Origin of the sequence: Caballeronia sp. ATUFL_F2_KS9A (genome assembly GCF_023630765.1) — a bacterium.
Lineage (GTDB): Bacteria > Pseudomonadota > Gammaproteobacteria > Burkholderiales > Burkholderiaceae > Caballeronia > Caballeronia zhejiangensis.
Map to the genome: position 1 here is coordinate 161,845 of NZ_JALQEK010000031.1, position 12,671 is coordinate 174,515.

10 protein-coding genes and 1 pseudogene are annotated in these 12,671 nt (G+C 59.5%); 5 read left to right on the forward strand and 6 right to left on the reverse strand.

Going from position 1 to position 12,671, the window contains the following annotated elements:
• Window positions 1-341: 341 nt before the first annotated feature.
• The 3 genes from NCS67_RS19600 to imuA are packed head-to-tail and all read right to left on the reverse strand — an operon-like array spanning window position 342 to window position 5,601.
• Complete coding sequence (locus tag NCS67_RS19600) at window positions 342-3,488, reverse strand: error-prone DNA polymerase (protein ID WP_250436192.1); 3,147 nt, start codon at window positions 3,486-3,488, stop codon at window positions 342-344.
• Window positions 3,489-3,500: 12 nt separating this feature from the next.
• Entirely contained in the window at window positions 3,501-4,964 is a 1,464-nt protein-coding gene (locus NCS67_RS19605; protein WP_250436194.1) for a Y-family DNA polymerase, read from the reverse strand.
• Window positions 4,888-5,601, reverse strand: coding sequence for a translesion DNA synthesis-associated protein ImuA (gene imuA / locus NCS67_RS19610; protein ID WP_250436195.1), 714 nt, complete (start codon window positions 5,599-5,601; stop codon window positions 4,888-4,890). The genes NCS67_RS19605 and imuA overlap by 77 nt, the downstream gene beginning before the upstream one ends.
• Window positions 5,602-5,871: 270 nt before the next feature.
• Here imuA and NCS67_RS19615 point away from each other — a divergent pair, with 270 nt between their 5' ends.
• The 5 genes and pseudogenes from NCS67_RS19615 to NCS67_RS19635 all read left to right on the forward strand — a co-directional run.
• Window positions 5,872-6,216: a hypothetical protein gene (locus NCS67_RS19615; RefSeq protein WP_250436196.1), complete on the forward strand. Its 345-nt coding sequence runs from the start codon at window positions 5,872-5,874 to the stop codon at window positions 6,214-6,216.
• 38 nt (window positions 6,217-6,254) lie between these two features.
• Window positions 6,255-7,214 (forward strand): SOS response-associated peptidase family protein, encoded by a 960-nt coding sequence (locus NCS67_RS19620; protein ID WP_250436197.1) that lies wholly within the window; start codon window positions 6,255-6,257, stop codon window positions 7,212-7,214.
• A gap of 59 nt (window positions 7,215-7,273) precedes the next feature.
• A complete protein-coding gene (locus NCS67_RS19625) occupies window positions 7,274-7,546 on the forward strand; it encodes a hypothetical protein (protein ID WP_250436198.1) in 273 nt (90 codons plus the stop codon).
• A gap of 887 nt (window positions 7,547-8,433) precedes the next feature.
• Window positions 8,434-9,669: a chromate efflux transporter gene (chrA, locus tag NCS67_RS19630; protein ID WP_250436199.1), complete on the forward strand. Its 1,236-nt coding sequence runs from the start codon at window positions 8,434-8,436 to the stop codon at window positions 9,667-9,669.
• Between the two features lie 144 nt (window positions 9,670-9,813).
• Window positions 9,814-10,163: pseudogene (locus tag NCS67_RS19635) on the forward strand (copper-transporting ATPase); the annotation flags it as partial.
• A gap of 98 nt (window positions 10,164-10,261) precedes the next feature.
• On the opposite strand, the gene copM reads toward NCS67_RS19635, so the two are convergent.
• From copM to NCS67_RS19650, 3 genes are all read right to left on the reverse strand, one after another.
• Window positions 10,262-10,660: a CopM family metallochaperone gene (gene copM / locus NCS67_RS19640; protein ID WP_250436200.1), complete on the reverse strand. Its 399-nt coding sequence runs from the start codon at window positions 10,658-10,660 to the stop codon at window positions 10,262-10,264.
• A gap of 23 nt (window positions 10,661-10,683) precedes the next feature.
• Window positions 10,684-11,904: a permease gene (locus NCS67_RS19645; protein WP_250436201.1), complete on the reverse strand. Its 1,221-nt coding sequence runs from the start codon at window positions 11,902-11,904 to the stop codon at window positions 10,684-10,686.
• Window positions 11,905-12,304: 400 nt separating this feature from the next.
• Window positions 12,305-12,505 carry a heavy-metal-associated domain-containing protein gene (locus NCS67_RS19650; protein ID WP_250436202.1) on the reverse strand — a complete coding sequence of 67 codons (201 nt, stop codon included), beginning with the start codon at window positions 12,503-12,505 and terminating at the stop codon, window positions 12,305-12,307.
• Window positions 12,506-12,671 lie beyond the last annotated feature (166 nt).

Sequence of the window (12,671 nt, forward strand, 5' to 3'; positions counted from 1 at the left end):
ATTATTCCGGCGAACCGGCTCCGGACGCCAGCAGCTTCGTGAACGCCTCTCGAGCTTGCTGGAGGTCAGCCAGAGCGGCCGTAAGGCGAGCGAGAAGCAACGTTGACGGACCGCCGCTTCGCTCGTCTCGATAATAAGGCTCGACTGCAACAGAGGCAGCTTGCACTTCACGGGCAGCTTCGGCTATACGAGCAACTGCCGCAGCCTCGGCACAATATTTCTGGCGTGCCCCATCGTTCTCTCCTGCTGACGCGTTCTCTCGTAGACTCTCAGACGGTCGTGCCACCGGTCACCATCTTATGTGCAGATGAGTCGGAGCCACCAATCTTGCTATTTGTCTCTCAACAGAAGTTCCGACTCACCGTGTTTAAGCCACCAAGCAGATGAGACATGTCTACGAGCCGCTGCGCAACGAGGTGTCGAACGTCGCCTTCACATTGCCACGTGCCATAGACGCCTAGCAACGCCGCACCGAGAGCCTCACGCCGCTGGCGTTCCAACAGTGACGGCCAGATGATGACGTTCACGTTGCCGGTCTCATCTTCAATCGTCACGAACATGACGCCTTTCGCCGTACCCGGTCGCTGACGTACCGTGACTAGGCCGCAGCCTCGAGCGAGCCGACCGTTTCCGTAGGTCATCAAAGTTGAGGCCGGCATTAGGCGCTGCTCGAGTAATGTCGGGCGTAGCAATGAGAGCGGGTGTCGTCCGAGTGTGAGGCCTGTCGAGTTGTAGTCCGCGACGATGTTCTCGGCCTCCGACGGCGCGCCAAGGACCGGCGTCTCGTCATCGATTCGCGCTTCGGCAAGAATGTCGCGGTCCGGGACCGCCGCGACTGATTGCCAAAGCGCCTCGCGCCGGTTCCCGGCGAGCGACGAGAGTGCATTTGCTGAGGCCAGCACTTGCAAGTCACGACGGTCCAGTTGCGCACGTCTTGCGAGGTCGCTGACACTGGAGAAATGTCTCACGGCTCGTGCCGCCTCAATTCGCTCTGCAGCACCGTCCTTCATGCCTTTCAGTAGCGAGAGTCCGAGGCGCACTGCCACAGAGCCGTCAGCTTGCTTTTCGAGAACAGAATCCCACCCGCTGATGGTCACATCAACAGGAACGACCTTCACCCCGTGACGAGTGGCGTCTTGCAACAGTTGCGACGGAGAATAGAAGCCCATCGGTTGACTATTGAGCATCGCCGCGAGGAAGGCGGCGGGTTCGTGACATTTCAACCAGCTGCTTGCATAAACGAGAAGCGCAAAACTTGCCGCGTGGCTCTCGGGGAAACCGTATTCGCCGAAGCCGTGAATCTGCTGAAAGATGGACTCAGCGAATTCCTTGCCATAGCCTCGTTGGAGCATGCCGCCAACGATACGGTCATAGTATTTGTCCAAGCCGCCCTTGCGTTTCCACGCTGCCATTGCCCGGCGAAGCTGGTCTGCTTCGCCCGGCGTGAAGCCGGCAGCCAGGATGGCGACTTGCATGACCTGCTCTTGAAAGATGGGCACGCCGAGCGTCCTGCCGAGCGCTGTTTTCAACGCGTCGCTTGGGTAGCTTACGGGCTCGAGGCCTTGCCTACGTCGCAGATACGGATGAACGGCGCCGCCTTGAATAGGACCCGGACGCACGATAGCGACTTCGATGACGAGGTCGTAAAACTCACGCGGTTTCATGCGCGGCAGCATGCTCATCTGGGCGCGCGATTCAATCTGGAAGACGCCCACTGTATCGGCGCGCGAAATCATCTCGTACGTCGCTTCGTCTTCGGCAGGAATGTCCTGCATCTCGAAGCGCTCGCCACGCTGCTCGGACACAATGTCGAGCGTGCGACGGATTGCCGACAGCATTCCGAGCGCGAGCACGTCAATCTTCAACAGGCCAAGCGCCTCCAAGTCGTCCTTGTCCCATTGAATGGCGCTGCGGTCTTGCATGGCGGCATTCTCAACAGGCACGAGCCGCGTAAGTTTGCCGCGACTGATGACAAAGCCACCAGAGTGCTGCGACAGGTGGCGTGGGAAATTCAGTACCTGCGCGGCCAGCGTCGCCCACATCGCAATAAGTGGATTGGAAGGGTCGAGGCCGGACTCCTCGAACCGCCTGAGCAGGTCCTGAGAATGGTCGAACCACTGATGCGACTTGGCGACCTTGTCGACGATTTGTGGGTCGATGCCGAGCGCCTTGCCGGTTTCACGCAGGGCGCCTCTTGGACGATAGGTCGACACCGCAGCAGCGATTGCAGCGCGGTCGCGACCGTACTTGCCATAGATGTACTGGATGACCTCTTCGCGACGCTGGTGCTCGAAGTCGACGTCGATGTCAGGCGGCTCGCCTCGCTCTTTCGAGATGAAACGTTCGAACAGCATGTTGCCGCGAGAGGGGTCGACCTCGGTCACGCCGAGGCAGTAGCACACGGCGCTGTTAGCAGCGGAACCGCGCCCCTGGCAGAGGATATGCTGGCTGCGAGCGAAGCGGACGATGTCATAGACGGTGAGGAAATACGCCTCGTATCGCAGTTCACGGATGAGCTGCAATTCGTGCTCAATCTGCTCCTGCACCGCGTGCGGGATGCCGGACGGGAACCGACGGTGTGCACCGATGTACGTTTCCTGTCGCAGGTAGGCCTCGTGCGTGAACCCCTCGGGGACCAGTTCGTCGGGGTATTCGTATCGAAGCTCTTCCAACGAAAAATTGCACCGCTCCAGAATATTGAGCGTTTCGGACAGCGTATGCGGTGGATAGAGATTCGCGAGCCGCAACCGCGAGCGCAAATGCCCTTCTGCGTTTGGCGCCAGGTCATAACCGCACTCGGCAACGGGCTTCCCAATTCGGATTGCCGTCATCGTGTCTTGCAGCGGCTTTCTCGACCGCACGTGCATGACGACGTTGCCCGTCGCGACAACCGGAACGCGATACTGGTCGGCGATGTGCTCAACTACACCGCGGTGGATGTCGTCCATCGCGCGCTGATGCAGCGTGAGACCGACCCACGCGCGCTCGGCGAAGACATCGGTCATCCACTCAAGCTGAGCAGCAAGTGGGCCTTCCTTTGCGGGGAAATCTGGCACGAGAATCGCGAGGCAATCGGGCATGCCTCTCAGATGTGCGTATTCTCTCTCCGGCCTCGAGATGTCATTCGGGGTCAACAGGTACTCGCCCTTGGCTGCCCGCATGCGGCCCAGCGTGATGAGTTCGGAGAGGTTGCCGTAGCCATTGCGGTTTTGAGCCAGCAAGATGAGCCCGAACGCCGGACTCTTGTCTGCATTCACAAGCCGGAAAAACGACCCGATGATGAGGGGGAGCTTCTCTTCTTTCGCCTGGACGTGAGCGCGCACTACACCCGCGAGCGAGCACTCATCGGTAACGGCGAGCCCAGAATAGCCGAGTTGCGATGCGCGCAGCACCAATTCCTCGCCGTGAGAAGCGCCATGGAGGAAAGAGAAGTTGGTGAATGCGAATAGCTCCGCGTAGTCCGGCAACGCCGACGAGGGGAAGTCCACGACGACACCTGCTTATCCGAACAGGCCGTGGAGGAACCATCGGACTTCTTCCGTCTTCACGCTCGGGCGTTCGCGGTATATCCAGTAGCAGCTCTTGTCGCTCGCCTCGGCGACGTAGTAGTCGCGCGTGACCAGCTCGCCATCGTGCCAGCCCGCTTCGATGCGTTCACCCGTCGAGACGAGCTTGAGCGGTGAACCATAGAACGGACGATGGTTCTTCATCATCAAGCGAAGCGGCTCCTCGAGCAGCCATGTTGGACGTGGCAAACCTTCGGGCGGCACCGACAACTTTGCGTCGTCCTGGACGGACACCCATCGGTTCGCGAGCTCGGGCCGGTGGTCGGACGTCGGCGCCGGGCGCAGCACGTTCTCAGCACCCAGTCTTGCGACTAGCAGTTCAAGGAGGCGGTTATGGTCTTCCGCCGAACCGCCCGGGTCGGGGAATAGGTCCTCCGACGGCGGCTCGGCTGGTTGAACCTTCGACGCGGTCAAGCGCACTGCGATAACTGCCGCCTGTAACTCCGTGCGACCGAGCCGTTCTTTCAGCAAACGAACGAGATGCTCTTCGTGCCACGTTGGCTCTGCGAGCGCAATTTCGAGAATGGTCGGTTCGACCGCCTGGCGACCGCGCTCGTGTTCAAGCGACACCGTCGCATGCGTGAGCGCAAGCTGTTGCGCGCTCAACCAGCCGCAGAGCTGCACGATGAGGCGACGTGCGGAGAACAGCACCGCTTCGGCATGCTCGACACGGTCCGGAAGCTCGGTGCGCGCGCTGAAGTTTGGCGGGACCTCGAGCCATTCATATAGCTCCGGTGACAGACCATAAGCACGGTCGAGAGAATCCAACAAATCCACACCACACCTCTTCTTTAGTCCAGCGCGCGGCAGGCGCCGGATGTCGCTCAACGCTCGGCAGCCGAGACCGTGAAACCAGTCAGCGAATGCGCGGACTTCCTGTACGACCATAAACGGTAACGAGTCAAGATGCCGCTCGAGCGAGCGCATCTTGAGTACGCGGCAACGGCCGCGCTTGGCAAGCAGCCAGGCGCCCTGCCCGGTGGGCGCCACGCTCATGCGAACGGTTACGCCTATCGACTTCACGACGCGTCGAATTTGCGAGCAGACGCTTCGAATGCCGCCGAAGAGCCGCAGGCTGGCGGTCACGTCCATGACGACGGTTTGTTCGTCGCATAGCGCGACCTGTGGCGAGAAGCGCAGCAGGCCAAAGGCGACTGCACGCTGCATCTCCGCCTCGAGCTGGACGCTCCGGTCGTACACCGCCGCATCCGGGGCGAGCGTCGTCACCCCGCCTCGTTTCATCCCCGGTAGCACGCCTGCTTCTCGTGCCGCCGCATCCATCACAATCACCTTGTCGCGTTCAAGCACCGCACACCCGTGTTCAGTCGGAGGTGACCACCTCGGACGAAACACCTCCAGCGAAAGCCTGGGCAGGAAGATGGCGACGAACACGGCCATAAGGGCTCAATAGAATCGGCGATGGTTGCAAAGAGACGGACAGCTGCTCGGTTTTGGTTGGGCCTCGTCGCTTCACCACATCGACGACGAGGCCACCATCAGCGGGCCTCACTCCAAGCCGCAGCGTTGCGGGCGAGGCGTCTTGCGCACTCGCCAACGGCCGGATGAGCACGAGCAAAGTTTCGGTCGCTTGGGCAGCCACGTGAAGGCGCCGAAGCGCTTCAGCCCTGATGTGCTGCTGCCAGAACACCAACGCGCCGCAGCTCTTCGCTTGCAGCACGCGTTCGGCGCACCAGAGGGCGTCCGCCGTCTTGGGCGCCTGTAATCTCAACACCTTGTTCAACGGCAAACCGAGATACGAGAACGCCAACGCGTTTGGAACGTGCGGCGCCTGCAGAAGCACGATGGGGCGCGTACTGCGTTCGAGGAGAGCCGGCTTCAATAGCCGCATCTCGCCAGTCCCTGGCTGCTGGACAAGCAGTTCCACCAACGCGCCGAGCGGCCAGCCGCCGCCCGGCAGCTCGGCCGACAGTGCGGCGTATCCGGTGTCGACCGTCTTGCCATACGCACGGGCGAGCTGAGACCCGCGCCAAAGGCTGGGATGAATCGACTCGATGTGTTGAGGTAGAGCGGCCATGTTGCTAAAACACTGTATGGATGTACAGTATCGTAACGCAAAAAGTGAAGCAGTGAATTGCCCCTTTTAGTCGCTACTGGGAAGTCGAATGGCTATGCTTGTGCGGAGGTACCCTAGGGGTGCGACGGTTCTTGCGTCGGAACGAAACGCGGTGTAGTCAGCGCGGAGGATTGAAGGGATTGACGGCGCCGACCGGTTGAACACGTCGTCGACCGAACCATCACCGACTGCACCGAAGTTCGAGCAAGGAGAACAAACGGGACCCACGGAATGGATAAACCTGATATAGACGAAGTGCCGGGCGCACGCGCCGATTTGCTGTGCTTCCTGGTGGCAACCGTCGCTGCGTCGCACACGCTGACGCGCGAATGGCGCATTGACCATGTCGTTGAGAGCAGTCGACTTTGGCTGGCGAGAAGCGGTGTATCGATGCATTGGCTTAACCGAGTGCTGCTTGGCCAGCTTGCGATGAAGATTGCCGAGCGCGAGTTGAAGGCCGCTGGCATCGCGGTACGGCAGAGCGACGTGCAGGTGCTGTTCACCGGCGAAATGAAGCTTAATCACGCGAGCGCGGTCGTTCAGAAGATGATGAAACTGTGCAAACAATCTCTCTGAGCCGGTCAGCCAATCAATCGACCAAAGGAAGGCAACGCATGTGCTACTCGGCCCAAATTCAGGCGGACTATCGCAAGTACGTCAAGCTATTCGGTGCACACATGGACATCGAGGAATTCGCGCGCCTATACTTCGAGCGTGCCGAGGGCAGCAAGGCGAAGATTCCCAAAGCGGTCGACGACGCGTTTCGCGAACCGCAGACTGATGCCGAGAGCGAGATAAAAGCGTTAATCGACCGGTACAATCAAGACCAGACGACGAAGCTTGAGCAGGAGCTATTCAAGCAGCGAACGCGCCTTGCGGATGCCGAGCGCACATTGCAGTCGAAGGTTACGAAGGCGGCCACCGAGAGCATGCGCATTGCGACCGCCAAAATCGAAGCCTCGCTACGCCGACTCGAGGACATCAATCGGACCAAGCCAGAACCGCGCGACTCACGCATCTTCCCCGGCACTTACGCGCCCGTGCTTGTGATGGAGAACGGAAGATATGTGGTGAAGCCGATGCGCTACCAGTGCAGAATCGCAGGCAAGCCCGCGAACTACGACTTCAAATACCCGGGGACTTACAACGCGCGACGCGATAATCTCGAGGGTTTCTGGAAGCCCTGCTTCGGCTACACGCATGGCGTGATGCTAGTGGACGTCTTCTACGAAAACGTCAAGAAGGCGAAGTACGAGAACACGCTGCTTGAGACGCACGACCGAGACGAGAACGTCGTCCTCGAGTTTCGCCCAAACAATGGCCAGTTAATGCATGTTGCATGCCTCTGGTCCAGATGGACCGCGCCAGGGCAGCCCGACCTGCTGTCCTTCGCCGCAATCACGGACGAGCCACCGCCCGAAGTCGAGGCCGCTGGCCACGACCGATGCATCGTGCCCATCAAAGTCGACAATATCGAAGCGTGGCTCAATCCCAGCCAGTCCAACTTGAATGCGATGTATGCCATCCTTGATGATCGAGACCGACCATACTACGAGCATCGACTTGCGGCGTAACGGTCGGCTGCTCGAGCATAGCTTGGTGGAACGGAACATCGCGAGAGAAGGAGCGTCGAATGATACGCAAGACACTTAATGCCTCTCGACTTCAGCAAGAAGTTGACCGACGAATCCATCGGTTACAGGAAATCGATGAAGACGGCGTAAAGATTCGAGTGCCGCGGCCCCATCTGCAGGAGCCCGATAAAACGGGATGTAACTGGAACATGACGCACTTTGGAAATGCGGTTGGCTTCGAACGCAACATAGATGGTGTACTTAAGGCCGTACGCGCCGAGTACAACCTTAGCACCGAATCAAAATCCGCTACCGACCCATTCGGTGATTAAGGCCAAAATAACCGACCGTTGCTAAGGTGTCCATTTTCCACTAGATGGCGTCTGAATACGCAAACGCTGGCAGCCGCACATGGCCGAGCGAACCGTAAGTGTGGTACGGACCGGCTTCATCGGTGCAACTTCCAAATTCGCGGCGTATCGCGGCGATGAAACGGAAGCGGTCGGTTAAGCCGCGGGGTCGTCGATCGAATCACGAGGTGTGCTGGCAAGCGGCTTCCAGTCGCTCTTTGACGTGCTCGTGCGACATCGACCGCAGGCCCCGGCGATCGCGGGCACGCGAACTGGAGCGCTAGCTGCTCAACGCTCCCGTCGCACCGGTTTCACGCCCCCACTGGTCCTCTCGGCGGTTGCACGAAAGTCGTCTGCAACCGACTATGCCGGCGGCGGAGCAGCCATTCGAACGGCAGCGCGACGGTGAGTCCGAAATGTCGCGTCGTGGCCGGTCCCTGTCCGACGCCGTCGGCTGGACCCGACCCTTCTGAGTCACTCAGCGCTTGTAGGCTTGACGTCCGTTGCTGAACGTCATTCGGTCATCCGCGCCATTTCAGCGCTTTACTTCGAACAAAGACGCCGGTACAGCAAAGGGATAGACCAGGCACCGGAACATAGTGCATCCATCGGACGCCGACAATGAGGTTGAGCTTGTGACGGTGTACGTTCCGATCCTGCACGGCCTCGAGAAGAAGAAATATCTTAAGTCCTCTCCGGAACGCTCCGGTCGAATGGGACGACGTGTCCGTCGAGCGACCACCGGCGGACGGCGCGCAGTGACGTCGGCCAGCTGTAAAGCGCATGAAGTCTTCGGCGAGCCTTCCGAAGATGACTGGTTCGCGCCCCTCCAAAATTGCGCTTAACGCCCCCCGGGATTAGAAAATTTTATGGAAAAAAGCGTATCGACGTCCGATCAGCGCCGGTCGGGGTCAGCATTTGAAGTTCTTTCGGTTTTTCTGAAGCTCGGGTTGACGTCGTTCGGCGGCCCGGTCGCTCATATCGGCTATTTCCGCCGCGAGTTTGTCGAGCGCCGTCGCTGGCTCAATGACGAGACGTTCAGCGATCTAGTCGGTCTTTGCCAGTTTCTGCCGGGCCCGGCCAGCAGCCAGGCAGGCTTTTCCATCGGGTTGCTGCGCGCAGGCTGGCTCGGCGGCATCGCAGCATGGTGCGGCTTCACGCTGCCGTCTATCGCACTTTTAATCGTCTTCGCGATCCTCGCGCCATCGATGGGTGGTCCGGTCGGAGGCGGCCTGATTCATGGGCTGAAGCTTGTTGCCGTCGCGGTCGTTTCGCAAGCTGTGTGGGATATGGCGCGTCGCTTGTGTCCGGATCATCGCCGGGCGGGAATCGCGCTCGGTACCATCGGGATTCTCGCCGTCCTAACCACGGTCTACGCGCAGCTCATCGTGATCGTGATGGGGGCACTGCTCGGCATTGCGCTGTGCCGAACGACCACGCCGAAAACCCTCGCTGCGGCCCAAGAACACACGCAGGAGTTTCACGTGTCGCGAGTCGCCGGCGCAATCGCGCTCATCCTGTTCTTCGTGCTCCTTTTCGGACTTCCTGCGGTGATAGCGTTTGATTCCACCCGCGCGATCCGAGTGTTCGATGCGTTTTACCGTTCAGGCGCTATGGTCTTCGGCGGCGGCCACGTGGTCCTGCCGCTTCTGCAGCAGGAAACGTTGGCGACGGGTTGGGTGTCGTCAAACGACTTTCTCGCGGGATACGGCGCTGCACAGGCCGTTCCCGGCCCGCTCTTTACCTTCGCGGCCTTTCTTGGCTGGATTATGACCGGGACGCAGGGTCACGCGTGGGGCGCGTTGCTTGCGACCGCCGGCATCTTCCTGCCGGGTCTGCTGCTTGTTCTTGCCGCGCTCCCGTACTGGCAAGCGCTACGGGCGCGCCCCTCGATGGCCGCCATGCTGTCCGGCGTCAATGCTGCCGTCGTCGGACTGCTAGCCACTGCCCTGTACTCGCCGGTCTGGACCAGCGCCGTGCACGACAAATCTGACTTCGCGATCGCTGTCGCCGGCTTTTTTCTTTTGACCCGTTGGAAAAATCCACCACTCGCGGTGGTAGTCCTGTGCGCACTAGCCGGGGTCGCGGAGTCCGTGCTGCATTGACTTTTAGGGTCAGCGGATGGCAAGAACTAATCGCCGGCCCCCTCCTAGGCCCTTTTACACGTGCTTTGCTGGCACCGCTTCACGGTCGGCACGTGCCGCGCTGTACGACAGGCATCTCTATCCGAGCGCGTCATCGAATGCAATATGGCAGGCGACGGCGTGAACGATGCGCCGCGCTTGCTTGGGCGAATGTGGGTGTTGCTATGGAAACTGGCACTGCCGTGGCGATCGACAGCGCGCGCGTCCGACTCGTCAAAGGCGACCTCCGGGGCATCGTTCGAGCTCGCTCGTTGAGCATGGCGACGATGAAGAATATCCGCGAGAACCTGTTCTTCGCGTTTGCCTACAACGCGGTAGGCATCCCGGTCGCGGCGGGCGTGCTTTATCCGCGGCTCGGCATTCTTCTCAGTCCAATCATCGCGAGCGCCGCTATGGTCCTGAGCTCGGTCTCTGTAATTGGAAACGCTCTGCGGCTGCGGGGGACACGAATATAAGCCAATCGACGCATGCAATCTACGCTTAGCGCGTGCGATTACATCCGTGGCGCCTTCTCGACAGTCACCTGCATCGTTCTTGATGCAGGCTGCTCGAACTACTTTTGACCGTTCTTTGCCTGCCATCGCCGCATCAATGCGATTTCTTCCTTCTGAGCCTTCACGATACTGCGCGCCAGCTTTTTCATTTCTGGGTCCTTTCCGTACTTCAGCTCTACCTCGGCCATGTCAATCGCCCCTTGGTGATGGGGAATCATGTGGGCAACAAAGTCGTTATCGGCATTACCGGTGTAAGCCGGTGCCTGCATCTGTTGCATCATCTTCTGGTCGGCTTGTTTGAACGCGTCGGTGGAACTTGATGACTTAGCGTCAGCGGAACTTGTCATGCTCATGGCCGGCATAGACGCCCCTTGCTGGGCGATTGCCGGACCGACTGTGAGTCCAAGCGCGAGCGCTGCGCATCGCACCGCCGTCCGAACTGAAGCTCGCGTTTGCATATCTTTCTCCCGTGTTAAAAAAATCAATGTTGCTGATGGGAGCCGTGGCCGGGTGACTCCGCACGATGCCGGTGGGAGCTTGCTTCATGTCCATCACCGTGGTGGTCATGTTCGCCGCGCTCCATCATCCGCATCATTTCGGGGCCACCGGTCTTGAAGAAAACAACCGTCAATATTGCGAAGATGACGCCGAAAAAGATGTTCAGTATCGTCGTGTAGTCGAATGAAATCGCGGCGTCGACCACGGCAGTATGATGCTCGCTTGGAACCCAGCCCGCTAGCTGAAACGCCACCTCCACGATGAGCGCAGCCACAACCATTGCAACATAAAAGGTCACGGCCATGAACGCGGTCATTCTTCCACCGTAGTATTTCCTATAGATGTTCAGGATGGGAAGGATGATGAGGTCGCCAAATATGAACGAGGCGACGCCTCCGAAACTGATTCCTCCCTTCCATAGAACGGCCGCCAACGGTACGTTTCCGACCGAGCAGGTGAACGAGGCAACCGCAATGAGCGGCCCGATGAAAGCGCCCCAAATCATGGCGACGGTTGGATGATTCACCATGAAGAACTTCTGCCAGAAGCTGTCTGGTACCCACGCGGCTATGGCTCCGGCAACGAGTAGTCCAACGCCGATGTCCCGCCAAAGCATGGCCCAGTTCATCACATAGCTATGGCTGATAGTCGTCCAGCCATCCTTTGACGTGAGCCGCTGCTTCCACGTCCCGTTCTGTTCATCCATCGACATCGCGGCATGCCCTTCCATGCTGCCTGCGATACCTTTGTTTGCTTGGTCGATAGCCTGCTTTTTCAGTGAGTCACGCAGAAAGAACCTAAAGAACAGAACGAGCACACCAATCATGATGGCGCCACCGACGAACTCAGCGGCGGCAAACTGCCAGGCAATTAGCACCCACATCAGCACGCCTAACTCGAGAACCAGGTTGGTCGCGGCGAACTGAAATGCCATCGTTGCCGTGAAGTCGGCCCCCTTCCGAATCATAGAGCGCGCCATGGCGACGGCGGCATATGAGCAGGACGAGGACGCCGCGCCGAAGAGACTCGCCCGCGTCAGCGAACGCAAGGAATGGTCTGGTAGCAGCTTGGACATTTCCGCCTTCGAAACCGTCACTTCAATCACGGCAGAAAACAAAAAGCCCAGGCTAAGTCCCCAGAATATCTGCCATAACATGGCAAAAGACATCCACAGGGCGTGACCAAGAGCGCTGAGAATGTTCATCCCGGACTCCCCTTATGACAGTGGGGCTTGACAGTGGGGCTCGACTGCGAAGAAGGGTCCGGCGAGATGACGTTCCGACCTTGATGATGTCGTTTCATATCGTCCGGTCAGTGAGCAAATCGGTGCCCGCGGTCACCCGCGTGTCCTCCGTCTAGCATGCTGACGATAGCGTCCGCGCGATTCGTCGCGCGCAAGTGCCCCTCAGCAGTCGAGCGAAAATGGCGTGCATCCTTGTCGGTATGACTGGTCCTCCAGGCGCGCCAATCGATAGCAGCGACGTAGCCAGCACCCGTCATGCCCACCCATTTTTCGCCCGCAGCGAGCCCCTGCGGGAGACTTACCGGCTGGTGAAAGCGACGGTTGATAACAACCCAGTGACCGCGCCGGCCGTGTTCGCGGCTTATGAAACAATGACGATTGGATGGAAGCGGGCTTGCGCAATGGCAGAGGCGATGTCCCCCGGATTCACCGACGACTCGACCTTCACCGTCTTTGCTGCAACGTCGATTTGTACCTTTGCCGCAGGGTCGAGTTTTGCGACTGCTTTGGTGATTGCGCTGGCACATCCGCCGCACGACATGTCTGGTACTCTGAATTCCATTTCCGCCTCCATCGTCTGCGATTCCTCGTAGCATGAACTTTCCCATGATGAGAAGGTCAAGAGGGTTAAGCGGGGCCAGTAGACGCGAAAGCCGAACCGTTGTATGGAGTGCGTGCGACGCAGCCGGTCGGGTTACACACTGACACCTTCGCGCGGTTACACGGCT